The 24,326-nt window shown below is 34.9% G+C and carries 26 protein-coding genes; 12 read left to right on the forward strand and 14 right to left on the reverse strand.

The window, feature by feature from the left end:
• A partial coding sequence (gene alaS / locus ACIQ2S_RS02125) for an alanine--tRNA ligase (protein WP_396172441.1) occupies window positions 1-1,039 on the reverse strand: 1,039 nt, incomplete at its 3' end.
• Between the two features lie 159 nt (window positions 1,040-1,198).
• On the opposite strand from alaS, the gene ACIQ2S_RS02130 reads away from it, so the two are divergent.
• The 6 genes from ACIQ2S_RS02130 to ACIQ2S_RS02155 all read left to right on the forward strand — a co-directional run bounded on the left by ACIQ2S_RS02130 (window position 1,199) and on the right by ACIQ2S_RS02155 (window position 4,652).
• Window positions 1,199-2,179: a M23 family metallopeptidase gene (locus tag ACIQ2S_RS02130; RefSeq protein WP_396172442.1), complete on the forward strand. Its 981-nt coding sequence runs from the start codon at window positions 1,199-1,201 to the stop codon at window positions 2,177-2,179.
• A 7-nt stretch (window positions 2,180-2,186) separates the two neighbouring features.
• Window positions 2,187-2,354, forward strand: coding sequence for a hypothetical protein (locus ACIQ2S_RS02135; RefSeq protein WP_396172443.1), 168 nt, complete (start codon window positions 2,187-2,189; stop codon window positions 2,352-2,354).
• 17 nt (window positions 2,355-2,371) lie between these two features.
• Entirely contained in the window at window positions 2,372-2,704 is a 333-nt protein-coding gene (locus ACIQ2S_RS02140) for a MerR family transcriptional regulator (protein WP_396172445.1), read from the forward strand.
• Between the two features lie 130 nt (window positions 2,705-2,834).
• The gene (locus tag ACIQ2S_RS02145; protein ID WP_396172446.1) at window positions 2,835-3,422 is read left to right on the forward strand and encodes a LemA family protein; all 588 of its coding nucleotides are present in this window, start codon (window positions 2,835-2,837) and stop codon (window positions 3,420-3,422) included.
• A 1-nt stretch (window position 3,423) separates the two neighbouring features.
• Window positions 3,424-3,861, forward strand: a complete 438-nt coding sequence (locus ACIQ2S_RS02150) for a TPM domain-containing protein (protein ID WP_396172447.1) — start codon at window positions 3,424-3,426, stop codon at window positions 3,859-3,861.
• Window positions 3,858-4,652, forward strand: a complete 795-nt coding sequence (locus ACIQ2S_RS02155) for a TPM domain-containing protein (protein WP_396172449.1) — start codon at window positions 3,858-3,860, stop codon at window positions 4,650-4,652. The genes ACIQ2S_RS02150 and ACIQ2S_RS02155 overlap by 4 nt, the downstream gene beginning before the upstream one ends.
• A gap of 59 nt (window positions 4,653-4,711) precedes the next feature.
• On the opposite strand, the gene ACIQ2S_RS02160 is transcribed toward ACIQ2S_RS02155, so the two are convergent.
• The 3 genes from ACIQ2S_RS02160 to ACIQ2S_RS02170 form a co-directional block, all read right to left on the reverse strand.
• The gene (locus tag ACIQ2S_RS02160; protein ID WP_396172450.1) at window positions 4,712-6,217 is read right to left on the reverse strand and encodes an outer membrane beta-barrel protein; all 1,506 of its coding nucleotides are present in this window, start codon (window positions 6,215-6,217) and stop codon (window positions 4,712-4,714) included.
• 53 nt (window positions 6,218-6,270) lie between these two features.
• Entirely contained in the window at window positions 6,271-7,464 is a 1,194-nt protein-coding gene (locus ACIQ2S_RS02165) for a carboxypeptidase-like regulatory domain-containing protein (RefSeq protein ID WP_396172451.1), read from the reverse strand.
• Window positions 7,465-7,681: 217 nt separating this feature from the next.
• Window positions 7,682-8,443, reverse strand: coding sequence for a DUF3575 domain-containing protein (locus ACIQ2S_RS02170; protein ID WP_396172452.1), 762 nt, complete (start codon window positions 8,441-8,443; stop codon window positions 7,682-7,684).
• Between the two features lie 511 nt (window positions 8,444-8,954).
• Between ACIQ2S_RS02170 and ACIQ2S_RS02175 the strand changes: the two genes are divergently transcribed.
• The 3 genes from ACIQ2S_RS02175 to ACIQ2S_RS02185 all read left to right on the forward strand — a co-directional run bounded on the left by ACIQ2S_RS02175 (window position 8,955) and on the right by ACIQ2S_RS02185 (window position 12,202).
• Complete coding sequence (locus ACIQ2S_RS02175; protein WP_396172453.1) at window positions 8,955-10,313, forward strand: BamA/TamA family outer membrane protein; 1,359 nt, start codon at window positions 8,955-8,957, stop codon at window positions 10,311-10,313.
• A gap of 130 nt (window positions 10,314-10,443) precedes the next feature.
• Entirely contained in the window at window positions 10,444-10,995 is a 552-nt protein-coding gene (locus ACIQ2S_RS02180; RefSeq protein WP_396172454.1) for a DUF4136 domain-containing protein, read from the forward strand.
• 82 nt (window positions 10,996-11,077) lie between these two features.
• On the forward strand, window positions 11,078-12,202 hold the full coding sequence (locus tag ACIQ2S_RS02185; protein ID WP_396172455.1) for an AI-2E family transporter: 1,125 nt from the start codon (window positions 11,078-11,080) through the stop codon (window positions 12,200-12,202).
• A gap of 65 nt (window positions 12,203-12,267) precedes the next feature.
• On the opposite strand, the gene ACIQ2S_RS02190 is transcribed toward ACIQ2S_RS02185, so the two are convergent.
• On the reverse strand, window positions 12,268-13,011 hold the full coding sequence (locus ACIQ2S_RS02190) for a DUF2490 domain-containing protein (protein ID WP_396172456.1): 744 nt from the start codon (window positions 13,009-13,011) through the stop codon (window positions 12,268-12,270).
• Window positions 13,012-13,473: 462 nt separating this feature from the next.
• Here ACIQ2S_RS02190 and ACIQ2S_RS02195 point away from each other — a divergent pair, with 462 nt between their 5' ends.
• Window positions 13,474-14,601 carry a DcaP family trimeric outer membrane transporter gene (locus tag ACIQ2S_RS02195; protein WP_396172457.1) on the forward strand — a complete coding sequence of 376 codons (1,128 nt, stop codon included), beginning with the start codon at window positions 13,474-13,476 and terminating at the stop codon, window positions 14,599-14,601.
• Between the two features lie 21 nt (window positions 14,602-14,622).
• Entirely contained in the window at window positions 14,623-15,429 is an 807-nt protein-coding gene (locus ACIQ2S_RS02200; protein ID WP_396172458.1) for a carbonic anhydrase family protein, read from the forward strand.
• A 292-nt stretch (window positions 15,430-15,721) separates the two neighbouring features.
• On the opposite strand, the gene ACIQ2S_RS02205 is transcribed toward ACIQ2S_RS02200, so the two are convergent.
• From ACIQ2S_RS02205 to der, 5 genes are all read right to left on the reverse strand, one after another.
• Complete coding sequence (locus ACIQ2S_RS02205) at window positions 15,722-16,189, reverse strand: hypothetical protein (RefSeq protein ID WP_396172459.1); 468 nt, start codon at window positions 16,187-16,189, stop codon at window positions 15,722-15,724.
• A gap of 271 nt (window positions 16,190-16,460) precedes the next feature.
• Window positions 16,461-17,603, reverse strand: a complete 1,143-nt coding sequence (locus ACIQ2S_RS02210; RefSeq protein WP_396172460.1) for a DUF6515 family protein — start codon at window positions 17,601-17,603, stop codon at window positions 16,461-16,463.
• 31 nt (window positions 17,604-17,634) lie between these two features.
• Window positions 17,635-18,363, reverse strand: a complete 729-nt coding sequence (locus ACIQ2S_RS02215; RefSeq protein WP_396172461.1) for a DUF2092 domain-containing protein — start codon at window positions 18,361-18,363, stop codon at window positions 17,635-17,637.
• 17 nt (window positions 18,364-18,380) lie between these two features.
• On the reverse strand, window positions 18,381-18,974 hold the full coding sequence (locus ACIQ2S_RS02220) for a DUF4136 domain-containing protein (protein ID WP_396172462.1): 594 nt from the start codon (window positions 18,972-18,974) through the stop codon (window positions 18,381-18,383).
• A 178-nt stretch (window positions 18,975-19,152) separates the two neighbouring features.
• Window positions 19,153-20,463 (reverse strand): ribosome biogenesis GTPase Der, encoded by a 1,311-nt coding sequence (gene der / locus ACIQ2S_RS02225; protein WP_396172463.1) that lies wholly within the window; start codon window positions 20,461-20,463, stop codon window positions 19,153-19,155.
• 201 nt (window positions 20,464-20,664) lie between these two features.
• On the opposite strand from der, the gene ACIQ2S_RS02230 reads away from it, so the two are divergent.
• Entirely contained in the window at window positions 20,665-21,159 is a 495-nt protein-coding gene (locus ACIQ2S_RS02230; protein ID WP_396172464.1) for a hypothetical protein, read from the forward strand.
• Window positions 21,160-21,167: 8 nt separating this feature from the next.
• Here the strand turns inward: ACIQ2S_RS02230 and ACIQ2S_RS02235 are convergent, their stop codons facing one another.
• From ACIQ2S_RS02235 to ACIQ2S_RS02250, 4 genes are all read right to left on the reverse strand, one after another.
• The gene (locus tag ACIQ2S_RS02235) at window positions 21,168-22,178 is read right to left on the reverse strand and encodes a DUF481 domain-containing protein (RefSeq protein WP_396172465.1); all 1,011 of its coding nucleotides are present in this window, start codon (window positions 22,176-22,178) and stop codon (window positions 21,168-21,170) included.
• A gap of 99 nt (window positions 22,179-22,277) precedes the next feature.
• Window positions 22,278-22,796, reverse strand: a complete 519-nt coding sequence (locus ACIQ2S_RS02240) for a hypothetical protein (protein WP_396172466.1) — start codon at window positions 22,794-22,796, stop codon at window positions 22,278-22,280.
• Window positions 22,797-22,832: 36 nt separating this feature from the next.
• Window positions 22,833-23,630: a hypothetical protein gene (locus tag ACIQ2S_RS02245; protein WP_396172467.1), complete on the reverse strand. Its 798-nt coding sequence runs from the start codon at window positions 23,628-23,630 to the stop codon at window positions 22,833-22,835.
• Between the two features lie 2 nt (window positions 23,631-23,632).
• Window positions 23,633-24,211: a hypothetical protein gene (locus ACIQ2S_RS02250; protein ID WP_396172468.1), complete on the reverse strand. Its 579-nt coding sequence runs from the start codon at window positions 24,209-24,211 to the stop codon at window positions 23,633-23,635.
• Between the last annotated feature and the right edge of the window lie 115 nt (window positions 24,212-24,326).

Consider the following 24,326-nt stretch of genomic DNA (forward strand, 5'->3'; position numbering starts at 1 on the left):
CTAACTCGTAAATAAAAGGTTCGCTTGTATTTAGAAAGGAATATCCGTAACGAATCGCTCTACGTAAAATTCTACGAATAACATAACCTGCTCCGGTGTTCGAAGGCAATTGCCCATCCGCAATCGCAAAAGCTACAGCACGAACATGGTCTACAATTACACGAATAGCAATGTTAGTTTTGTTTTGTTCTTCTGATATATTTTTAACTTCGTTAGAAGTATATTTTAACCTTGTAATTTGTTCCACTTTTTCAATCAATGGTGTAAAAACATCGGTGTCATAATTAGATGTTTTCCCTTGCAAAGCCATACACAAGCGTTCAAAACCCATTCCGGTATCTACGTGTTGAGCAGGTAACTTTTCTAAGGAACCGTCGGCTTTTCGGTTGAACTCCATAAATACATTGTTCCAAATTTCAACCACTTGCGGATGATCATTATTCACTAAACTTTTTCCGGAAACTTTTGCTTTTTCTTCCTGCGAACGTAAGTCGACGTGAATTTCTGAACAAGGTCCGCATGGTCCTTGATCACCCATTTCCCAGAAATTATCTTTTTTGTTACCGAGTATAATTCGGTCTTCATCAATCAATGATTTCCAGATATCCCATGCTTCTTGATCAAAGGGTACATTTTCATCAGGGTTTCCTTCAAAAACGGATACATAAAGATTCTCTTTAGGAATTTTATAGACTTCGGTCAATAATTCCCAAGCCCAATTGATGGCATCTTTTTTGAAATAATCGCCAAACGACCAATTTCCTAACATTTCAAACATGGTGTGATGATAGGTATCAAAACCAACATCTTCCAAATCGTTGTGCTTTCCTGAAACACGCAAACATTTTTGGGTATCGGCAATTCGTTTGCTTTTGGGTTCCGCGTTCCCTAAAAAATATTCTTTAAATTGAGCCATGCCCGAATTGTTAAACATCAAGGTTGGATCATCTTTTAGAACGATTGGAGCGGAAGGAACAATTAAATGTCCTTTACTTTCAAAAAACTGCAGAAACTGCTTGCGAATATCTTGTGATTTCATTTTGATAATAGAGTTCAAAGTTTAAAAGTCAAAAGTTTAAGTGAGTAGCACTCAAAATGCTAATTGCTGCAGCAAAATTAAATTAGCTTTAGAATGAAACATTTCTTAAATTTGTTCACCTAATCCTTTTGAAAGCACAAAAATAGTATAATTTAAGAAATGTCGAAGAAAGTAAAGTATTATTACGACACTGAAAGTCTCGCCTATAAAAAAATCAGACCTAAAAAAGGTCGGAAGTTTGGTTATACACTACTTTTTCTGGTTTCTTCTGCCTTATTTGGATTCTTGTGTTTTGTAATTTTATTGAATACTCCGTATTTTGAAACGCCAAAAGACCGTCTACAAGCACGTGAGATTGAAAACATGAAACTTCGTTATTCCATTTTGAATAAAAAAACGGAACAATTGGATGAAGTTTTAGCAAGCATTGAAGAACGTGACAATAATATTTACCGTATTTATTTTAACTCCTCTCCGATCCCGGAAGAACAACGAAAAGCGGGATTTGGTGGTGTGAATCGTTATAAAGATTTGGAAGGTTACAACAATTCTGAGCTAATTATTAGCACTACAAAACAGGTAGATGTTTTATCCAAGCAACTGGCTATTCAATCAAAATCATTGGATGAAATTATCAAATTAGCCAAAGGAAAAGAAAAATTATTAGCGGCTATCCCGGCTATTCAGCCTGTGAAAAATGAAGATTTAACACGAATGGCTTCCGGATTTGGATATAGAAACGACCCATTTACAAAAATTAGAAAATTCCATTTTGGAATGGATTTCACGGCCAGAACGGGTACTCCTGTTTATGCAACCGGAGATGGAGTAGTTCAGAAATCAGACAATACGATGTCAGGTTACGGAAACCTAATCATTATTAGCCACGGTTTTGGATATCAGTCGTATTATGCCCATTTAAGCAAATACAAAGTAAGAGCCGGTCAAAGAGTAAAACGCGGGGATGTGATAGGATTTGTGGGAAGTACCGGACGAAGTGAAGCTCCGCATTTGCATTACGAAGTGCATAAAGACGGCGATGCAATTAACCCAATTAATTTTTATTACGGAAGTATTTCAGCGGAAGAATACATAGCCATTTCAAAAATTGCTAATCAGGAAAATCAGGCTTTGGATTAGTTGGGAGATGGAAGATGGAAGATGGGAGATGGAAGATGGGAGATGGAAGATGGGAGATGGGAGATGGGAGATGGAAGATGGAAGATGGAAGATGGGAGATGGAAGATGGGAGATGGAAGATGGAAGATGGAAGATGGGAGATGGAAGATGGGAGTTGGAATTTGGGATTTATTAATTTAGAATTTATAAAACATGCATATAGAGCTTTCAAAAGACAAATTATATTTCAGCATAGGTGAATTAGCCGATGCATTTGGCGTGAATGCTTCGCTCATCCGTTTTTGGGACAAAGAATTTGACATTTTAAAACCAAAGAAAAATGCCAAAGGCAATCGCATGTTTACCCAAGAAGATGTGAAGAATTTGCAATTGATTTATCATTTAGTGAAAGAACGTGGATTCACCCTAGAAGGAGCCAAAACCCACTTAAAAGAGGGTCAGAAAAAAACGTTGGATAAATTTGAAATTATTGCAAAATTGGAAACAATTAAAATGCAATTACAGCAGATTAAAGAGGAGATGTAGGTTGTAGGTTGTAGGTTGTAGGTTGTAGGTTGTAGGTTGTAGGTTGTAGGTTGTAAAATTAAAAATTTATAAAATATTGTAACTGATTATTTAAACAATAGACTAATAAACAAATTAAAAAACAGAAATTATGAAAAAATGGTTAATTCCCGTAGGTATTATTGTGATTTTAGTAATCATGGCAGTTTCGTCATACAACGGATTAGTAGGTGTACAAGCTGATGCTAAAACAGCATGGTCGAACGTAGAAAGTAGCTACCAAAGAAGAAATGACTTAATTGGAAATTTAGTTAAAACCGTGCAAGGAGCAGCTGACTTTGAAAAAGGAACGCTAACAGCGGTAATAGAAGCTCGTGCAAAAGCGACCTCGATGACTATCGACCCAACAAATATTACTCCCGAACAAATGGCACAATTCCAGCAAACGCAAGATGGATTAGCCGGAGCTTTGAAAAGCTTATTGGTAACCGTTGAGCGTTATCCTGATTTAAAAGCGAATCAAAACTTTTTGGAATTACAAGCTCAATTAGAAGGGACTGAAAACAGAATCAATGTGGTTCGTGACCGTTACAATGAAACGGTAAATATCTACGACAAAAAAATCAAATCGTTCCCAAATGTATTGTTTGCCGGAATCATGGGATTCAAAGAAATGGAACGTTTCAAAGCAGCTGAGGGAGCAGAAAAAGCACCGGATGTAAATTTTGATTTTAAATAAAATGTCACAAGTTGAAGATTTTCTAACAGCGACCGAAGAGCAAGAAATTGTTCATGCAATTGCATTGGCAGAAAAAAACACTTCCGGAGAAATCCGCGTTCATATTGAGAATCATACCGATTTAAAACCTCTTGAAAGAGCTCAAGAGGTTTTTCATCAATTGAAAATGGATGAAACCGATTTAAGAAACGGTGTGCTCTTCTATGTAGGCGTTTCCGACCATACTTTTGCAATCATTGGTGACAAAGGAATCAATGATGTTGTTGAAGCAGATTTTTGGGATTGCACCAAAGATATTGTTATTGAAAACTTCAAAAACAAACAATTCAAAGAAGGTTTAATCAAAGGAATTTTAAGAGCGGGTGACCGATTGAAACAGTATTTCCCTTTTGCCGATGATGATACTAACGAACTATCTAATGAACTATCAAAAGGATGATCAATCTATCTAATTTAAAAAAAACAGGATTTGCATTTCTTTTGATGATTGTATCGCTTTCCGTTTTTTCGCAAAGCAATAAAATTCCAAATCCACCTTCTTTTATCCCACCTATTATTGACAGTACTAAAACGCTTTCAGATTTAGAATACAAGCAATTGTATGACAAACTAAGGACTTATTACGACAGTACATCAACCGAATTGTTTGTCATGATTATTCCTTCCACCAATGGTGACGATATTGCAAGATATGCCACCGATTTGGGTCACAAATGGAAAATTGGACAAAAAGGGAAAGATAATGGTATTGTATTTTTGATTGCAAAAGAAGATCGAAAAATGACTATTCAAGCAGGGTATGGAACAGAACATTTATTGACCGATGCTTTGTCAAAAAGAATCATTGAACAAGTTGTAAAACCTGAATTTAAGAACAATAATTATTACCAAGGTATCGACAGCGGAACCACTGCCATCATTCAAGTAATGAATGGCGAATATAAAAATGATTTAAAAAAAGGGGGGAAAAGCAGTGGATTTATCTTTTTAATTATTTTGTTCGTTTTTATTCTTATCATGATTATTGCCAACAAAAAAAATAAAGGCGGTGGCGGGGGTAACTCCGGTCGTTTTTCCGGTCCGGATTTGATGGACATCATTATACTGAGCAGTTTGGGTCGTGGAAGCGGCGGTGGCGGCGGTTTCGGAGGAGGTTCTTCCGGCGGCGGTTTTGGCGGATTTGGCGGAGGCGGCGGATTTGGTGGTGGAGGTGCCAGCGGCGGATGGTAAAAAACTATAAAAAAAGCGACTTGAGTTTCAAGTCGCTTTTTTGTTGAATTAAAAACTAATTAATCAATAATAAAAATCCCACCATTCTCTTCCTTCTTACCTCCAAATTTATCCAATTTGTAAGTCAATGAGAACATCACATACTGTTGCAAAACAATGTTTTCAGTATCGGTAATTGCTGTTGGTGTAATGGTTCTTCGAACGCCTACATTTTGATTCAAAACGTCGTATACTTTTACTTTGGCTAACAAACGATCTTTATAGAAATTATATCCCAAACTCATGTTCCACAAATAGAAATCTTTTTGAAAACCGTCGGCAATATTTGAATTATACGTATATCCAAAATCATTTCCGAATACAAAATTCTTGGGCCAATAATTGGTGGTTTCTATTTTGAATGTATGCACAAAATTGTTGGCGTTGTCAATCTGATAATTTTTATAATCCGTTGAATTATAGGTGTATCGATAGGAAGGTGCAATCGTAACCAATTCTTCAATACTCCAATTCAGACTTACTTTTGGTTCCATTCTCCAGCCTCTGGCTTCATATAACTCTGCATTGGTTAAACCTTGGCTAAAATTTGTTCCGGAATCAAAACCGGCACTAAATTGCAGGGTTCGCTTTTCCTTTTTAAACGATTTGCTCCACGTAACTCCTAAATAAGAATTCAATCCCTTATCAACATTTTCATAGGTTGTATTCGCTTTAAAATCGTCGTCAAAAACTGTTGAAACCACAATTTGATCCTTGTACACAGTCATACCTCCATAAAAAAAGAAACCGCTCCTTGACTGCCAGTCATAATTGTTATAATTCAAATATACACTATGCTGCTTCGTCGGATCTAATTCTGAATTTCCAACAATGGTATTCAAAGGATTTGACAAATCTACTACAGGCAGAATTTGATTGGCAAGCGGCAACTCTACTTGATAATTGTAATTGGCATAAACAGATTTACTTTTATTGATGGTATAATTAAAGCTTCCTTCAATTTTTGGAAAAATATAGTCTTTGTCTAGTGGCGTAATTACTCCTAAATAATCAGATTCATTTTTAAACGTTACAAACTCAGGTCCAGCGTTAATTCGAGCCCTAATGTTCTTTTTTTGAAGATTCAAACCTAGTGTTGGATGAATTTTAAATACACTGGAGTTAATGGTATTGGACTGCAAATCATTAAAAATATCATAAGCTTGCGAAGCCGCATCAAAATCAAATGTTTTTCTGACATCTCCCGAACTGTAATAATCTATTTCAGTGGTAGCACTTAATTTCAAGGAGTCGGTCAGCGGTTCGCCAAAACGGACTTCCGTTCTGATTTTATTAAACTTGGTATCTACAAATTGATTTTGATTGCGAATGTCATTCGGCTCAGCCGATTGATAAAAAATGGTTGCCGAATTGATGTTTGAAAAAGCACTTGATTTTTTGTGTTCATTATCAACCGAAATGGTCATGCCACGATTTTTCTTTTTGAATTGCTTGTAAAAATAAATATTGTTTTCAAACCCCATGTCGTCTGTTTCAGTATAAGTATCAGACAAACTTTCATTCAATAATTCATTTGTTTCACTTGTAGTTTCTTGGCGGCTTTTATTCCAATCTTTATTTAAGTTTTTTGAAAACTTCGGACTAACATAAACAGTGGCTGTATATTGTGAGCATTCCGAACTCTATTTGATTCGCCATTGGATTCGGTAAAAGTGGAACCTGTTGGTAATAAATTGGTCCTTGAGGTGCGATTGACATTTTCCGTTTCTGCATTAGAAAAAAAGTAATTACTACTCATATCGATTTTTTTCAACCACTTATCTACATAATTCAAACCAATTAAATTAGAAGTAGTAATACCGTTACTTCCTCCAAAACTCATGCCGTTAATGCCAAATGAGCCATCGTCACTATAAAAAACGGATGAATTTCGTCCGCCTCCCATATTGTCAAAAATCTCATTCATGGAGAATCCAACAGAGTTGATATTATTTGCTGAAGCGATGACACTAATCTTTTGCTCGCCTTTGAACCAATTCAAGAGCAAACTCGATTCGTAGCGATTATCTGACCCATAACCACCCATGACTTTGCCAAAAAAGCCCTTATTTTTATCTTCTTGAATGGTGAGATTGATGGTTTTCTCTTCAGCCGAAGCTGATTCACCGGAAATCTCTTCTTCTTTGGTTTTGGTATCGACCACCTGAATTTTTTCGATGATTTCAGCGGGAAGATTTTGAGTGGCAATTTTACCGTCTTTACCAAAAAAAGGTTTCCCGTTGACCAAAATTTGGTTCACTTCTTTACCATTAACAGTAATTTTTCCTTCAGGGGAGATTTCGACTCCGGGTAATTGTCGCAGCAGTTTTTCAACATTTGCATCAGCACCCACTTTGAAAGAAGCTGCATCAAATTCCAACGTGTCATTTTTGATACGAATAGGAGGTGCTTCCGATTTCAAAACAACCTCATCCAGATTGTTATCCGCTTCTTTTAATGCTATAAGTCCTATTTCTTTAGTAGTGGATAAATCTGCAAATTCTTGTTGGTAATTTTGATACCCCAAAAACGAAATTTTAAGAAAAAAAGGTTGATTGATTTTTCGAGTTTTAATCTCAAAAGAACCATTTTTATTAGAAATAGTATAATCAATTACGGTAGAATCTTTTTTAGAGGTCAGATAAACTGTTGCAGATTCGAGCGGCAATTTTGTTCGTTCGTCAATAATCTTTCCGTTTACTGAAATAATATTTTGACTCGAGGCAATGATAGAACACAAAGAAATCAAAATCCACAAAACAACTTTAGGCATAAATATCGGAAATTAGCTATTAGAAAATACTAAAAGCGAATTAACTAATTTAGTATCGTATGCTAAAATTTCTTACAAAATATTTAACATATTTAACACATTCCAAATCTAAAGTAATTGGAAAATAGTACCTACTAAATTAACACTATTGTTTAAATCCGCAGATTACATTCAATAGTGATAGTTTGGAAAATAGTTTGAAGTTATCTACAAACTACTAAAAACGGTAACCCAAATGAATCATGTATCTAAAACCAGCCGTTGTAGTATTAAAAGAACCTTTGCGTTCAAATTCTCCCGGCTCAATTACTTGGTCATATCCCGGAATTTTATCCGCCAAAAACTGATTTAATTCTTGGAAAAATAACGCTTCATCTTCCGGAGACATAGAGGTGTCTAACCCTATTTTTGCAGAATAGTTTGCGATTCCTGGACCAATAAGCACTAAATCCAAGGCAACTCTATCCCAAAAAATAAACTGATAGCCTAATTGAAATCCAATCGTATGAAAGTTCAATGTCAAGTCTGTATTTACTTGCCCCTGATAGGTTTCACCTTCAAAATTCCAAACATTCCCTCGCTCAAAGTGATTGTATGAATAATAAGGCCCAATATAAACTCCTCGCGGAGCACTATATTTATTTACTTGTCCCAAATAAAAACGATAATCAATAGATGTATTGATGCCAAAATCATCATTGTTTTTTAATAATTGCAGCGATTCAGATATTTTACCTCCAAAACCGTCCAATGCGAAGCGACCCACGTTAATGGAAAACGATTGGTTTTCTTTGATTACCCGTTCATAACCAATTACCAAATAATCGTTAGAAAATATAAGTGGACTTGTTAAGTTAAATCGGATGATATTTTTTCGAACGTGCTTTGTACTGTCCTTTTTTTCTGAATCTTGCTCTTGTGCAGTAACTGAAAACAAACCAATGAAGAACAATGTAATAGCTAATAATGTACTTTTCATTTTTATAAAATTTTGTAAATAAATAAGGTCTTCAAAGATACTAAACTAGGTTAAAAACCTATAATTAAATCTTACTATTTTTTTAACATAATAGCAGTTAAAAAACCTGCACAAAATATATTCATAAAAAAACTATATTTTTAACAATTCGGTATCAATAAATAATTAATTTTAACATTTCAAAAAGAATTTAAAGGTATGTTTTTATTCCTTTTTGATTGGATTAATTGCTAAGTCCTCTCTAGTTATTGGTGGATTAATTACCTCATGGTTTTCGTTAAGTCGAAAAACGTTAGGCATCCTTATGGCTTTTGGGGCTGGTGCATTAATTTCGGAAGTTGCTTATGAATTGACCTGCGAATCTAGACAAATACGATGATGCAGAAACTTCCAAACATGGAGATAAATTGGCAGATGTTTTTACTGTTCTGGGATTTGCTATTTTTTTGGCCGTTGTAATACTAGAATACTCAACATAGTTCTTCTCTTTTGTAAAAATTATCCTCTTTGAATGAAAGTTATTAAATTACATGTCGCTATACTTAATTTGAAAGCCAGTTTAATTCACCAGTTCGTTTTAATTTTAGTAGTATACTCAAGTCTGTTCAGTAAAATTCAAGCTCAAAATGACAGCCTTTCGTATCCATACCAAAACATTTATCCTTTGGACCTAAAAATGGTTATCAAAGGAAAAGAGAAATCAAAAAATAATAGCGGATTACCTACTGAAGATAAATTAATGTGGTTTGCTGTTCCCATTGTAGGTTCCAATCCAACGTTGGGCTTCTTTTATGGGCTTGGAGGCACCGGTTCCATTTATTTAGGTAATCCAAAGACAACAAATATTTCCAGTGCTAATGTTTCGGTGCAGTACACCACCAACAATCAATTCATCAGCTCTATCAAAGGCACCATCATGACTCCAAATAATTCTTGGGAACTATTAGTTGATTTAAAATACAGTATCTTTTCTGAAAACACCTACGGTTTAGGAAGCGATTACAACCAACCCATTCAAGAGGATTGGATTATTGGCGGTGCAGAAACTACAGGTTTTAGTGGTGCACAACCTATAGAATCCAATCAAGTTCGCGTTCACTTAACGGCACTCAAAGCAATAACCAGCAGAATATTTATTGGAGGTGGCTACCATTTAGATTATCATTACAAAATTGAAGATTTAAGTTTGGACTTAAATGCTGCACAACCTGTAATTACTAGTCATTATGCGTACAGTCAATTTTATGGTTTTGATCCAACGACTTACTTGTCTTCAGGCTTAAGTGCCGATTTTATGATTGACGATCGCGATCATACAGTAAATGCATATATAGGAAATTTTGTCCATCTATCCTACCGCCTCAATCCAAAATTTTTAGGCAGTGAAACCAATTATCAAATGGTTTATGCGGAAGGAAGATTCTATAAAACATTATCCAAAACGAACCCCCGGCACCTTTTAGCTTTATGGGGTATTGGTCAGTTTACATTTTCGGGTGATGCTCCTTATTTGCACCTCCCATCGAGTGGAAATGATATGCGAAACAGAATTGCCAGAGGATATGTTGGCGGAAGATTCAGAGGAAATTCCTGGATTACTGCCGAAGCGGAATACCGCTATCCAATTTCTAAAAACGGTTTATTTAGTGGGGTTTTTTTTGGAAGTGCCACCACGACATCCAGAAATGCAATTACCATTGGAACAGAATACATAGAAAAGTTGCGGTTGTTTGAAGCAATCCGACCCTCAGGTGGAGCAGGTTTGCGAATGTTACTTGAACGTGCCGGACGACTGAATTTAGGTATTGACTTTGCGGTTGGACAAAACGGTTCTAAGGGATTTTATTTTGTAATTGGAGAAACTTTTTAAAGTTAAAAATTAATATTTTTGCATGAAATTCAGTTACTAAAAAATTAAAATGACAAAATAATTTTGTAAATTCGTTAATGATTTCTTCCATCATATAAATAAATAATTAAACATAAACATCTCAAGAACTATGAAAAAAATTGCCTTACTTTCTATTTTATTTATTGTGACAGCTTGTTCATCCATCAAAACAAGTTTTGATTACGACAAAGAAGTTGATTTTACTAAATATAAAACATACGCTTTTAGTGAAGATGCTATGAATCTGAAAATTGACGATTTAAACAGAAAAAGGCTTTTAACAGCTTTGGAAAATGAACTTACAGCAAAAGGCTTTACCAACTCACCAAATCCGGACATTATTGTTGATATTCATGTAAAAGGTCAACAATATCAAACGGCAACGGCTACTACAACAGGTACCGGTTACGGCTATGGTGGGTACTACGGATATAGAGGATATGGCTACGGCAGTGGATTTACCAGCACACAAGTTACCTATGACAACTACACTGAAGGGACTTTAACAGTAGCTTTTATTGATATTGATCTTAAACAAATAGTATGGCAAGGTACTGGTGTTAAAACAATTGATGAAAATGCTAATGCTGCTAAAAGAGAGGAAAACATTAACTATGCTGTGCAACAAATTATGGCAAATTATCCTCCAAAAGCAAACTAATAATTCATCCTTTCAATTGTAAGCCACAGAATTCCACTAAAAATTTTCTGTGGTTTTTTTTGCAAACTACCTAACCACTAAAATGATGAAAAATACAGAAAACCCTGAAAGTACTGTTTCTAACCAAAATAATGTCGTTTATTATGCCATTCAGTTAGTTGTTCTTGGAATAATTTTAATAAAATGCTTCCACATTATTGAACCTTTTTTAAACATACTTCTTTGGGGATTCCTATTTTCGATTACATTACAACCACTTCATAAAAAACTAGGAAGCAGATTAAAAGGACGAAGCACTTTGGCTGCAACCATCATCACCGTCATCATGCTATTTCTCATCATTCTGCCTACCACTTGGTTATTGCTAAAATCCGTAGAAGAAGTTAAAGAATTAAAAAACACTATTCATAACGATCAGTTAGTTCTACCAGCCCCAAACGAAAGTGTGAAAGAATGGCCAATTGTTGGAGAAAGAATATATGCAACATGGAGCGAAGCATCCACTGAAAAATCATCTTTTATAGTAAAACACAAAGATGAATTAAAACCCATTCTTTTAAAGTCAATTGCCTTAATTTCAAGTGCAGGAAAGGGTCTTATAATATTTATAGGAGCAATCATCATTGGTGGAATTATGTTAGTTTACTCGGAATCTATAAATAAATTTACCCAAGCATTATTTACAAAAATTGCCGGAAATCATGGAAATGATATGAATGCAACTATCTCTACTACCATTCAGAATGTATCAAAAGGAATTTTGGGGGTTGCCTTTCTACAATCCACACTAGTAGGCATCGGGTTAATTCTTGCCGGCGTTCCTTTAGCAGGACTATGGGCAGTTATTTGTTTATTACTTGCAATCATCCAAGTGGGAATATTTCCTGTTGCTTTGGGAGTTATTATTTACATTTGGGGAAGTGCCGATACTACCACCGCTGTTCTATTAACAATTTGGATTGTCTTTTTAAGTGTGATAGACAACGTATTAAAACCAATTTTGATGGGTAAAGGTGCTCCGGCTCCAATGTTGGTGGTATTCGTAGGAACTATTGGCGGTTTTATTGCCAGCGGTTTTATTGGTCTTTTTACGGGAGCTATTTTACTGACAATCATGTATAATTTACTAATGGCTTGGTTAGGGTTGTCTGCGAAAGAAAAAACTCCGGTTCTTGCAGTAGAAATCGAATCTGGTGAAGTTAATTAAATGAAATTTAAATAATCCCGAAACAAATTACTTGCCTTGCTATTTCTTAAAAAACTGAAAGTTTTTCAATTTACCTTCTTATTCATTTTAATATAAATATGTAGAATTACATTTAGTGCATAAAGATTCTCAACCGAAGCACGCGAAGCACGTTGGTAAGTGAAATTTCCCTCTAAAGCAAACAGCGAAGACCAGGAAACCGAAGTACCTCCGATAAATCTGTAGCGATTTATTTCAGCATATCGTGTATCAAAATACGCCTCAGCATTAAAATAAGGCACAAAAGAAATTTTCTTAAAAACAAACTCTCTTTCCAACATTAATCGGTATCTAAGTCGTGCTGAAAAATCATTATCTGACCCCATCCATCTGTAATCTGTTCGAAAACGATGAGTAACAAGCAGCCTGCCTTTATAGGGTATCCTCCAATGATACTCTGCAAAAGCAGTATTTTCTGAGAAACTTTTGCCATTATCGTCAATACTTCTGCCTGCCAGATATCCGCCACGCAACATGTTCGCTTTTATTGGATGATTGCTGTCATTTTCCACCAATCGCATGGGTATAATAAAACCTTTGGGTTTACCCCAAGAATAATCTACTTGCAAAATAATGCTCCCTTCGCGATAATCGGTGTCAATATTTCTGGAAACAGGAACAAAAACAGAAAACCGCCAATGAGGCGAAACTCTCCACCAAACATCTACTTCCGGCCAAAACTCTTGAGAAGATTCTTGAACCGCTTCTTGTGCTTGAATTGTATGGACTAAAGCCAAAAAAAGAACCGGAATGATTTTCGATATTCTCATTTAAAGTATTGATTAATTCCAATCATTTTGTCTTTGCATTAGTGCTGGATACCATATATTTTCCAACAATCATTGCTACAACAATAGTCACATATAATTGAACAGCAACTGTCAATCCAATAAAAAGTTGATTTTAAAAGCATTGCTGTAATTCACTATTTAGTAAGAATAGATTTTATTATCATTAATCAAATATAGTATAAAAATCAAAAAAAGGGCTTTACACATTATCTTTTTTCATTTTACTTTAATAGACTCTATCCAACATTATCCGCATTTAATATCCATAAAATAGATTACAAATATATTTAGTATTAAATTTAACATTTGTAAGGCATAATTATAAAATTAACAAAAATAAATGTTAATTTTGTTTTGTTTTACGAACTTAACTACTTTATAAATAGCAGTTCGTTAAAGATTCTTTGCTTTTATATTTTTTACTCTAAAAGTTTCAACACTATGAATACAGCTAAAGTTTACCTACTCTTATTTTTACTTTTACCCTTTTCAATTACTTTGCATGCACAAAGTCCCTCAGAAGATGCTACCGAATTTTCATTGTATGGATTTGGACGAACAACCTTGTCTTGGGACGACCAAGATTTAGGCAGGAGTGACTTATTTATTCCAGCAAATATCAAAGTTGACGCTACCAAAAACCCTAATTTTTTTATGGGTGCCAAGCAAACCCGCTTAGGGTTGGATATTAAACATAAATTAGGAACCGAAACGTTATTTATTAAAGTAGAAGGTGATTTTCACAATGATGCAACAGATGCAACCGGTTTGTTTCGAATGCGACATGCCTATGCCAATTATAAATTTGCGATGATTGGAATGAACTGGAGCAACTTTTTTGATGAAGAGGTTAATCCCATAACTGTTGACTTTGAAGGTCCGAATAGTTCCACATTGTCGCGAACTCCGCAAGTTCGATTTTCGACGTATAAATCAAAAAATGTTTTATCAATCTCTTTAGAAAACCCCATGGAAGCAATCACTCTTGGAGGAGGGATTAAAGCCTTGTCCGAGCGTTTCCCTGATGTTATTGGTGCCTATCGCATCAACGGTTCTTTTGGATTTATAAAAGCTGCTGCTCTGTTCAGAGAGATACGCTATGAAAGTGATGAAGCCAGAAGTCTTTTCGGATACGGTGCTACCGTGATGACTTCTGTAAAAGTAGGTGAAAAAGACAAAATCAAGTTTCAAGGAGTAATTGGTACTGGTGTTGCAAAATACATTCAAGGTGCCAGCGGACTAAACTATGATGCCATTTATAACGGAACAAACGAACTGGAAGCTTTGCAAATGACAGGATTAAATTTTACCTATCAACATTATTGGAAAACTCATGTCTTTTCATCTTTAACTGCTGGTGTATTGAGTATTGAAGAAAACGACAATTTAACACCAACAGATTACCAATCGAGCTATTACGGCTCTGTAAATTTATTTTGGGATGCAGTAAAAAATCTAACTTTTGGCGTAGAAGCTTTGGTTGGCGAACGTATCAACGTTGACGATAGTTCAGGTATGGCTTTCCGTTTTCAAATGAATGCAACTTACAAATTCAATAAAATATTTTAATAACATCTAATAAACACTCCTATGAACTTTCAAGTAAGAACACTAATTTTTGGTTGCACGGCTTTACTAATGAGTTGTGGACAAAACAAACAAGAAACAACTCCTGAAACTCCTGAAAACGCAAATGAGGTTAATGCAACAGCCCCTGATGCGGAAGCAAAAAAACTTCAAGGTTACATTTTGCCAGGACTCGACCACGGATTTGAACAATCGCCGGTTAATATTATCTCTGGCACTAACTCAGATGGGAAGCATGATATCACCTTGTATTTTAAAGATGACATCAACAAAATCGAAAACTTGGGTCATACTGTGCAATTAGATTTTGCTGAAGGCAGCACCATCACTCAAGATGACACCATTTTTGCATTCAAGCAATGTCATTTTCATACTCCCTCAGAACATCTAATTGACGGAATGACCTATCCGATGGAAATGCATATTGTAAACATTATGCCTAATGAAGATAAAAATGCTACACCACAATACTTAGTAATAGGTGTATTATTTAAAGAAGGAAAAGAGAATAAGTTCATTGCAGATTTCCTTAATTCCATTCCAAAAGATGAAAAAGGAACAGCCGATTTAAAAGCAGGAAAAGTGACGCTTCATGATTTGTTTGGGAACATTCCTAAAAACTTAAAAGGTGCTTTTTACAATTACCGTGGCTCACTGACAACACCACCCTATACTGAAACCGTTCGTTGGTATATTACCAAACATGTTTTTGAAGCCTCTGCTGCTCAAATCGAAGCTATTAATAAAGTGGAAGGTAACAATGCCCGACATGTACAGGCTCTATATGGAAGAACAATTTCTAAAAATTAAAAATCACAAAACAAAAATCACTGTATGAGGTGAAAATATAAAAACTTCTGAGTTATATTCAGAAGTTTTTTTGTTTTACATTGGTTTGATATACTATAAAAATCAACAAATAGTCACTTTTTTTTACATATAACTATTTTCTAAAAATTACAGAGTAATAAAAAAAACGCAAAAACAAGCCTAAATAGATTTTCATAATAGAACGAAAATAGGACATTTGCTTAATGATTTATCCAAAAAAAAAGGCTAACAATAACAATCGCTAGCCTTTTCTATGATATTATAAACTTTACTATTTCAATTCATCAATCATCGGAATGTTCTCAGAAAGTTCACTTCGAACCATTGTTTCTAAATACAATTCTAATTGATAAAATTTAGCCGCAGTCTTCGGATTCAATGCTTTTGCCATCTTTTTATATGTTTTCTCCCAAAGAGCATTGAACTCTTTGTTTACTTCCATTGAGGCTTTTACCATGTTTTGAACATTCTCATCGGTAATGGTTTCATAATTTTTAGCATATTCAATGATATTATTGGCTCTTTTAGTTCCAATTGCTTTACGTTCAACTTCATATTCCTCATACAAACTCCAGAATGTAGCAGATTGAGCTTCATTTACATTCATAAACTTAGCAACTAAATCTCTTTTTTGCATGCCATAAGCACTTTGCAAAATAGCAATTTCATCTTTGGTCTGTTGTGCATTGGAAGATATAGTTCCAATTGCAAAAAGTGCAATCATTAAAAAATTTTTCATAAGTTGGTATATTTAAAATTGTTAAAGTTTTAAATTGAAATTAAGTTAATTTACCTATCAAAAAGTCCTTTTGAAATCTGAAACTCAAAGAACATCTTAGTAATTCTGTATCGAAATTAAAAAATAATCAGCATTCGGTACCTAATTAAAAAGTTTTATTTTTAAGTATATATTTTTATTTTGTTGACTGAATATAATGAAACATGTTAAACAGCGAAAGCACACATTAATGCATTTATAGTAGCTTTAACGGCGTATGCTTTTCATATTTTTATTTTCCTTCCGGTGCTTCTTCAACATTCACCACTTCATACATGCTTTTGCCATTTTTTTGAATAGGTTGGTAATAGGTTGCTCCGAATTTTACGTAAGTAACATCTCCAATTTTAACTTCTTCTCCACCTTCAGGCAGATGTTCAACAACAGTACCAGCTGTTGGAGGTACCACTACATATTCGCCATTTTTTTGCTCATAATAAGTACCGCCGTAATAATAGTTATTAGTGGTTTCATTTACTACAACTGTTTGAGCTTCTGAAGGCAACTGTTTGACTGTAACACCTGCAGGTGCTTCTACTACAGTATAACCTCCGGAGGATTGTATGTAGTAAATTCCATTGTCATAGTAATACTGTTGATTATTGGCATTGACAACGATTGCAGTTACAGTAATGGTTGCTAAAAAAAATCCCCAAGGATGATAGGCTGGTCCATAATAAAAAGGTGTATAAGGGTGATAAAAATACGGATTATAACAATTATAGTGAAAACCACCATAGACATATGGTGGACGATAATAAGGCATGGTATTGGGTCGCCCGTAATAATTTTTTTCAATATTTATATTAGTATTCCCACGATTATTTACATTGATATTATTATTATTGAAGTTACCATTCCCACGATTTCCATCACCTCTGTTCCCGTCGCCACGATTCCCATCATTCCTTCCGCCACGGTCAACATTTTCTCTAGAACCAGAACTTGTTTTGCTACCAGATAATTTATCATTTGCAACACCTTTATTTCTTCCACTTTCTCTTGAGTTATCGCTTGGTTTTGCTGCGGTTCTGTTCGCTTGATTAGTTCCTGAATTTACAGTTGTAGGTCTATTAGATCTATCGGGCGATTTTTGACTACCTCCATTGATTGAAGGTCGTGCTGAGGGTGATGTCCCCCCATAAGAAGGCGTTTGTCTGGTAGATGCCGAACCCCCGCCATAAGATGGAGAAGGACGTGATGAAGGCTGTGATGGTCTTGCTGAAGGTGCAGGCCTGGACATTGATGCCCCTCCGCCGCCTCTTCCACTACCACCGCCCATTCGCTGAGCATTTGCGACTCCTGCATCAAACATAAATAAAGCAAAAATCATTAAATATACTGGTGCTGTAAAAGTATTTTTGTGAGTTTTCATAATTATCTTTCTTATAATTAAACGTTACTAATTATTTTATTGGTTTTATTAAGATTTCCCTTGCCATTGGTGGCGGTTGAAAATTAAACATCACATCTGGTAGAAAAGGATTAATTTCCCAATCTGAAAAGGATGCCTCATACTGCTTCGGTTCACTTGAAGACAGGTACATAATAATCATTTTTACAGGTAACATATAGGCATCGTTTGCCAACCAAAGTTGAACCGACATGTCTTTGCGTCTGACAATAATATAAAAACAATCTTTTCCTTCAATTTTTTGGAGTCCTGCAAAACTCACCTCATCAAAGTTTTGCAGTATATCATCTGTAAAGGTTGGATTAAAAAAGTCGGCGGCAGGAAAATCTACTCCATACCTATCATTAACTTCAGCAATCATTTCAATCGTAGTTTCTGGCGTTTCAATTATCACATAATTATTTTCATTAAAGGAATAATAAGCCAATTGCTGCCCATTGTACCAATACCCTTGCTTACCTTTTGTACCATCTGCCCGAATCAGCATCTGACTGGGACCGTTGAAATACACCTGATTGGTTGCGAAATTTGTCACTAAACCTAAATCTTGGTTTTGCTCGTCAACTCTGGTTTTTAGGGTAAACCCTACCGATGACAGTTCGCCTACCACATCACTCATTCGGTCTAAGATTCTCACAGCGATTGAATCTACTTTTTTTGTTTGAGCAAATGTGCTAAAACTAAGAAAAACACTTAAAAAAACAACTAGTCTATTCTTCATAATACATTAATTAAATTCTATTTTTTATTTGGTTCTGGCGGAAAGCTAACCATGATGGCTCCAACCGCATAATTAATTAATTCATCGACATTGACAGGCTTGGTATCTATTTCTGTTTTACCCACTCCTTGCCAAACCATTTTTTGTGCCTTTGTATCTACCACATCAATCATCAAAGTTCCCTCTTTGAAAACGTATTCATTTTCTTGAGTGGACGGATTTTCAGCATAACCATAGCCGTAACCAACTCCATAATATCCGTATGGACGATACACCCCTCCATAACCATAGTAATTAGTTGGAGCCGCATCCATTGCAACGGCTTCTTTGCTGTTTAAAATTGATACGGCATTTATATGAAGATCCGGGTTTAGTGTATCCTCTGTAAAACCCTTTTCTTTCATTTGTTTTTTAATTGCATTTACAATCCTTTCAGCATTTGCAGGATTAACACTGCCGGTCTGCTTCAAATCGTATACACTAAATGTCTTGTACTTTTTGAAATTAATAGTTTTATCAAAATCTGTAGATACCTTTAAAGCGGAACCACAACTTATTACCAATATTCCCAACAGTAGCAGCGATACTCTTTTTAATTTCTTAATTAACATGATTGTTGTTCCATTGCTATATTTAGTCTATGTGAGTATTTTTTTTATTTGAAAGATTAAAAATAGTAATTAATCTGTAAAAAATTAACATTCATTAAAAATAATTTCATCTCAAGCAAGAACAAAAGAACAAACCTTAGAAAAAAAGCCCGAAAACTTTCGCTTCGGGCTTTCTCAATTATTTTTCTCTGATATAAATATCAATCGGCACACCGGAAAAGTCCCAATGCTCTCTTATTTTATTTTCCAAAAAGCGTTTGTAAGCATCTTTAACATATTGAGGCAAATTGGCAAAAAATACAAACTGAGGTGTAGGGGTTGGCAACTGCATGCAGTATTTGATTTTCACATATTTCCCTTTCAATGCTGGTGGTGGTGAATTTTCGATTACCTTTAACATATAATCATTGAACTTTGAGGTAGGTATCCGTTGTTTACGATTTTCGAATACTTTAACGGTTTCTTCCAAAGCTTTGAGCAAGCGTTGTTTCGTTAAAGCAGAAACAAATAAAATAGTTACATCCGTAAAAGGCTCTAACTCTTGCTTAATTTTAGTTTCGTATTCTTTGGTAGACATGGTATCTTTTTCAACCAGGTCCCATTTATTTACCAAAATGATTACCCCTTTTCTGTTTTTGGCAGCTAACCAAAAAATACTTTGGTCTTGTCCTTCAAAACCGCGGGTAGCATCGACCATCAGGATACATACATCACTGTGTTCGATGGCACGAACGGAACGCATGACAGAATAAAATTCCAAATCTTCCTTCACTTTGGCTTTTCGTCGAATACCGGCTGTATCTACCAAATTAAATTCGAATCCAAAACGGTCGTACTTCGTATCAATTGAATCTCGGGTAGTTCCTGCAACATCGGTTACGATATATCTGTCAACACCAATCAATGCATTGATAAAACTTGATTTTCCGGCGTTGGGACGACCCACCACTGCAAAACGAGGTAATTCCAACTCTTCTTTGGTAGGTTCTGGTTTATTTGGAAAAACATCAATCAATTGATCCAACAATTCGCCTGTTCCGCTGCCTGAATTACTTGAAATAGTAATGTATTCACCCAATCCTAAATTATAAAATTCATACGCGTCTTTTTCACGCATGGCATTATCTACTTTGTTGACTACAACAATTACAGGCTTGGTGATTTTACGGAGCAATTTTGCCACCTCATCATCCATTGGTGTGATTCCCTCTTCTACATCAACCACAAACATAATCACATCTGCCTCATCAATAGCTAATTCTACCTGTTTGCGGATTTCCGCTTCAAAAATATCATCCGATCCTTTGATGTATCCACCGGTATCAATTACAGAAAACTCTTTTCCATTCCATTCGCTTTTGCCATAATTTCTATCTCGGGTAACGCCACTCACAGAATCAACAATGGCTTCTCTACGCTTTATCAAACGGTTGAAAAGGGTTGATTTCCCTACATTTGGTCTTCCAACAATGGCTACAATAGTACTCATACTTCTAATTTCTAATAGTTTGCAAAGGTAGGTTTTTTGTTTGAAGTATGAACTGAATAATTAAATTCAAAAAGGCAAACTCGCAAAATGGGTTTCATACCGGGAATTATTGTTTCATTAAGAGAATAATAAATTAAATCCTTATTCGTTTTTAAAGTTATTATTGTAACTTAGTATTTGAATTACTACTGACTAACTACCATGGAATTAGACAACCAGTTATCCTTACGGTACCGATTTGATAAGGTGATTACCAAATCCTTTGACGCCATTATTAAAAGTTGCGAGCAATTGAAAGAAACAGTTGAACCCGATTATAGAATCAAAGTTTCGGGACACCATATTTGGTTGCATATTGGAATGTTGCATCGCGAAAAATATTCGCCTCACTTACATTTAGAATTTGAAAAGATGGAAGATGGTAACACTTTCGTTAGGGGGTTGTATGGCCCTGACCCCGTTTTGTGGACACTTTTTATGTTTCTGCATTTTGTGGTAGCGGGTCTTTTTGTGATTTTCGCAATGATTGCCTACTCTAAGTGGTCGCTAGATCAACCCTTCACTTTTGATTTGTTGGTGATGTTTGCGATGGTAAACAGTTGGTTTTTATTGTATTTTATTGCTCGTTTAAATCGCAAAAGAGGATTGAAACAAGCACGAGAATTGGAAGTTTTAATGGAACGGATTCTGGAATAGAGGCATTGTTATTTTAGCTCCCATCCAAAACCCGTTGAAAACACATAGTCCGTTTTGACAGTACCTATTGCCGGTTGGTTGTCAAAATTAATCTTCAATTCCGTTTTAAAATAAAAATCAAACGGTAAATCATATTTAAATCGGACGTTTGTATCCGTTCGAAACCTTCCTTTTTCAGATAAACTCGGATAACCTATTGCGGAAAAATATAAATCAATATCTTTATAATTAAACATATTAAATTGTGTGATTAACAGAGCTTCGGTTGATGTTTTGTCAGCGGAAGCATCTTCGTACTTTTCGATATTGTAAGTTAAGCCCGTTCCAACTAACAAATACAACTTATTATTTCGAACTAAATAATTACCAGCAGCAATGCTTGGAACATAACGGCCTTTAAGCGATTGACTCGTATTGGATAGAAAAGAAAAATTGGTGTTCAAAAACCATTTTTGTTTCAAATATCTTTTGGTATCAATCGACCAATCGGTGCGTTCAATATTCTCCACATCATCTTGCGAAGTAAACAACTGATTGTAGGTGACTCGATGTATCCATCGCTCACTATAATAGTTCAGTAATCCGGCAAATGTAAATTGTTCACTGTTGTTTGTTTGGGTTAAATTATAACCAAAATCAAAGGAACCTTTGAAGTGTTTCCAAAAGCCATCATCAATCTTTTGTAAAACAACAATTTCATTTAACAAAACTTCAATGGTAACATTATTTTCTTGAGTAATTACTACCTTGTTCAGAGTTTCTGTTTTGACATAACCATACATTCTGAATCCATTGGAAAGCACAACAGAATATTTACTTTCAAGCACTAGCGACACTACTTTATCAAATTCAATGGAAAAATCTTTGTCGCTATAGGATGTTTTAACAGTTAAAATATTATTATTCAACTGCTTTAGCTCACCAACAATAACATCTTTATTCTTAAAAGTAAGGGTGTCCTTTTGAGCAGTAATAGCCATTGAGAAGAATCCGAAGTATAAAATCCAAAAGATTTTCATGAGTTGTCAATTAAACCATTTAAATTAATAATTGACTAAAAGTACTCATTTTACATGAATACAAGAAAATAAATTATAGATGAATCTTTTTCAATTGAATCATTTAAATGATTTTGAAATACCTATCCCAATTGAAAAACTATCATATGCGTTCCATTTAATATCATAAACAAAATTAGAGACTAACTCCCAATCTTTAGGTAATTCTAAACCATATTCAACGCCAAATCGAATTAAAAAAAAGTCTTCCTCCTTTGCAAATTCACCTCCTAATCCGAATTGGTAGGTAAAATGCTCTCCGGGTTTAAATCCGGCAGTCAAGGCACTTGCTATTGGAGTGGTGCGTTCAAAAACCTCTTCTTTTTTTTCAACTTTAAAATTCTCAATAATTAAATCATTATGTAGTCCAACTGACCATTTTGGCATAAAAAAATAATTATAATCCAATGCAACTGAAGGCAATATTAACCATTTTCTATCACCATCAATGACCCCTTGGCTAACATAGGTGTGGCTTAACAAAAAAGAGAAACAATGGTGCTTTGTAAAAGTCTTTTCCTCCTGAGCAAAACCCAAACCACTAGAAAAAAATAATACTAAAAAATAAAACTTTCGCATTTTTTTATACTAAATCGATGATACTTATCTAGAAAATTACTTTGGAAATAAAAACACCATACCGGCTCTCCAGCCCATATCTGCTTTAGCTTGGCTTGACGCTGCTGACAAATTAAATCGAGGACCAAAAACAAATTGCACTTTTTGTGAACCAAAACTTGTAACACCACTAAAAGTAGGAGTAAGCCAAACAGTTGCTTTATCTATTTCCCAATTTTGAGTCCATTCCGTAACTAATCCTGCACCTGCACCGCTTTTCCAATTATAAATCACAAAAGGCTGCACAAACATTTGATTAACATCTGACCTATCATCGTTACCAGCTACACTCCAAATTTGATTAACAAGTCCGCCAATTGTCCATCCATTTGCTTGTTTCAGAGCTACAACTGTTGGACCCACACCCCACTTATCTGTAGTTAAAAAATCATTGGTTCCTGTGGGTACTAAAAAGGCAGGGCCGGCTCCCCATGTAAACCCATTTTTGGTGTTTTTTGGACTAAAAAACATGCTAACAACTGCATCGCCAAGTCCGCTTTGTTTTTCTCCCGCTCCTGTAATATTATATTGCGTAACAATTGGCAACACCATTCGAGTGATAAGATTGATATCTTTTGTTAGACTCACGGGTACTACCGGTTGAAAATTCAAAGTATTCCTAAGTCCGTTATTTTCTCCTATTCCGTAATCTGTATTATTTTGAAACGGAACACTTATTAAACTGGAAATTGGGTTAGCTAATTTTTTAGCGAGTTCTTCTGCTTCCGTTTGAGAAAAAACTGAAGTTGACCAAAAAATAGCAAAAAGAACTAAAGTTGTAATTTTAATTTTCATAATTATTTTATTAAAGATGTTGAACCCAGACCATACTTTTTGATCAAATTCGTTAAGCTACTCATAGAAACTTCAAGTATCTTAATTGAATCTGATTTAATCATTTTCAACTCACCCGATTTGGCATCTGGCGGGTCGGGAAAGAAAACCATACTATATCCATTCTCGTTCCTTTCTATTTCTATTCCAAACTTCCATTGGTCATTTTCACCAACAAGTACTGACTTACATTTTGAATCTAAATCGCCAAATACTTCATTCACTCTTGATTTAAGTAAGGTATAACCGGGTATTAAAACAAGTAATTTGTCTTCAAGAAATGGAATAATAGTCTTTACCTTTTTCTTTTCTATCCAAACCCCTGCAATAAGTGTAATAAAAAAAAGTATTACTATTGCTAGTAAAGGTAGCATTCCAGCACCAAAAATTCCTTCTTGAGGCAAATGGGTTGTGATAGGGTGAATTAATTTTTGAATAATGGAAAATGCTTTTTCAAGAATAATTACAACCAATATAAGTGGCAACATAAACAAAAGAAGTCCTTTTAAAACTAGCGTCCAAATTTTGAAATACCAAACCATTTTTTTACTTCTTAATTTCAGATGGATAAATAATTTTCCAATCGTTTTTCATATCTACCAGTAGCCAATTGTTTTTAGCCGCATCATCTAATCCTTTTTCCAATTTTCCAATGTG

The organism is Flavobacterium sp. (assembly GCF_044371705.1).
Classification (GTDB): Bacteria; Bacteroidota; Bacteroidia; order Flavobacteriales; family Flavobacteriaceae; genus Flavobacterium.

Coding starts and splice junctions, on each gene's coding strand:
- ACIQ2S_RS02130 (WP_396172442.1), top strand. CDS start 1,199: ATGTCGAAGAAAGTAAAGTATTATTACGACACTGAAAGTCTCGCCTAT.
- ACIQ2S_RS02135 (WP_396172443.1), top strand. CDS start 2,187: ATGGAAGATGGAAGATGGGAGATGGAAGATGGGAGATGGAAGATGGGA.
- ACIQ2S_RS02140 (WP_396172445.1), top strand. CDS start 2,372: ATGCATATAGAGCTTTCAAAAGACAAATTATATTTCAGCATAGGTGAA.
- ACIQ2S_RS02145 (WP_396172446.1), top strand. CDS start 2,835: ATGAAAAAATGGTTAATTCCCGTAGGTATTATTGTGATTTTAGTAATC.
- ACIQ2S_RS02150 (WP_396172447.1), top strand. CDS start 3,424: ATGTCACAAGTTGAAGATTTTCTAACAGCGACCGAAGAGCAAGAAATT.
- ACIQ2S_RS02155 (WP_396172449.1), top strand. CDS start 3,858: ATGATCAATCTATCTAATTTAAAAAAAACAGGATTTGCATTTCTTTTG.
- ACIQ2S_RS02165 (WP_396172451.1), bottom strand. CDS start 7,464: ATGCCTAAAGTTGTTTTGTGGATTTTGATTTCTTTGTGTTCTATCATT.
- ACIQ2S_RS02170 (WP_396172452.1), bottom strand. CDS start 8,443: ATGAAAAGTACATTATTAGCTATTACATTGTTCTTCATTGGTTTGTTT.
- ACIQ2S_RS02175 (WP_396172453.1), top strand. CDS start 8,955: ATGAAAGTTATTAAATTACATGTCGCTATACTTAATTTGAAAGCCAGT.
- ACIQ2S_RS02180 (WP_396172454.1), top strand. CDS start 10,444: ATGAAAAAAATTGCCTTACTTTCTATTTTATTTATTGTGACAGCTTGT.
- ACIQ2S_RS02185 (WP_396172455.1), top strand. CDS start 11,078: ATGATGAAAAATACAGAAAACCCTGAAAGTACTGTTTCTAACCAAAAT.
- ACIQ2S_RS02190 (WP_396172456.1), bottom strand. CDS start 13,011: ATGAGAATATCGAAAATCATTCCGGTTCTTTTTTTGGCTTTAGTCCAT.
- ACIQ2S_RS02195 (WP_396172457.1), top strand. CDS start 13,474: ATGAATACAGCTAAAGTTTACCTACTCTTATTTTTACTTTTACCCTTT.
- ACIQ2S_RS02200 (WP_396172458.1), top strand. CDS start 14,623: ATGAACTTTCAAGTAAGAACACTAATTTTTGGTTGCACGGCTTTACTA.
- ACIQ2S_RS02205 (WP_396172459.1), bottom strand. CDS start 16,189: ATGAAAAATTTTTTAATGATTGCACTTTTTGCAATTGGAACTATATCT.
- ACIQ2S_RS02210 (WP_396172460.1), bottom strand. CDS start 17,603: ATGAAAACTCACAAAAATACTTTTACAGCACCAGTATATTTAATGATT.
- ACIQ2S_RS02215 (WP_396172461.1), bottom strand. CDS start 18,363: ATGAAGAATAGACTAGTTGTTTTTTTAAGTGTTTTTCTTAGTTTTAGC.
- ACIQ2S_RS02220 (WP_396172462.1), bottom strand. CDS start 18,974: ATGTTAATTAAGAAATTAAAAAGAGTATCGCTGCTACTGTTGGGAATA.
- der (WP_396172463.1), bottom strand. CDS start 20,463: ATGAGTACTATTGTAGCCATTGTTGGAAGACCAAATGTAGGGAAATCA.
- ACIQ2S_RS02230 (WP_396172464.1), top strand. CDS start 20,665: ATGGAATTAGACAACCAGTTATCCTTACGGTACCGATTTGATAAGGTG.
- ACIQ2S_RS02235 (WP_396172465.1), bottom strand. CDS start 22,178: ATGAAAATCTTTTGGATTTTATACTTCGGATTCTTCTCAATGGCTATT.
- ACIQ2S_RS02240 (WP_396172466.1), bottom strand. CDS start 22,796: ATGCGAAAGTTTTATTTTTTAGTATTATTTTTTTCTAGTGGTTTGGGT.
- ACIQ2S_RS02245 (WP_396172467.1), bottom strand. CDS start 23,630: ATGAAAATTAAAATTACAACTTTAGTTCTTTTTGCTATTTTTTGGTCA.
- ACIQ2S_RS02250 (WP_396172468.1), bottom strand. CDS start 24,211: ATGGTTTGGTATTTCAAAATTTGGACGCTAGTTTTAAAAGGACTTCTT.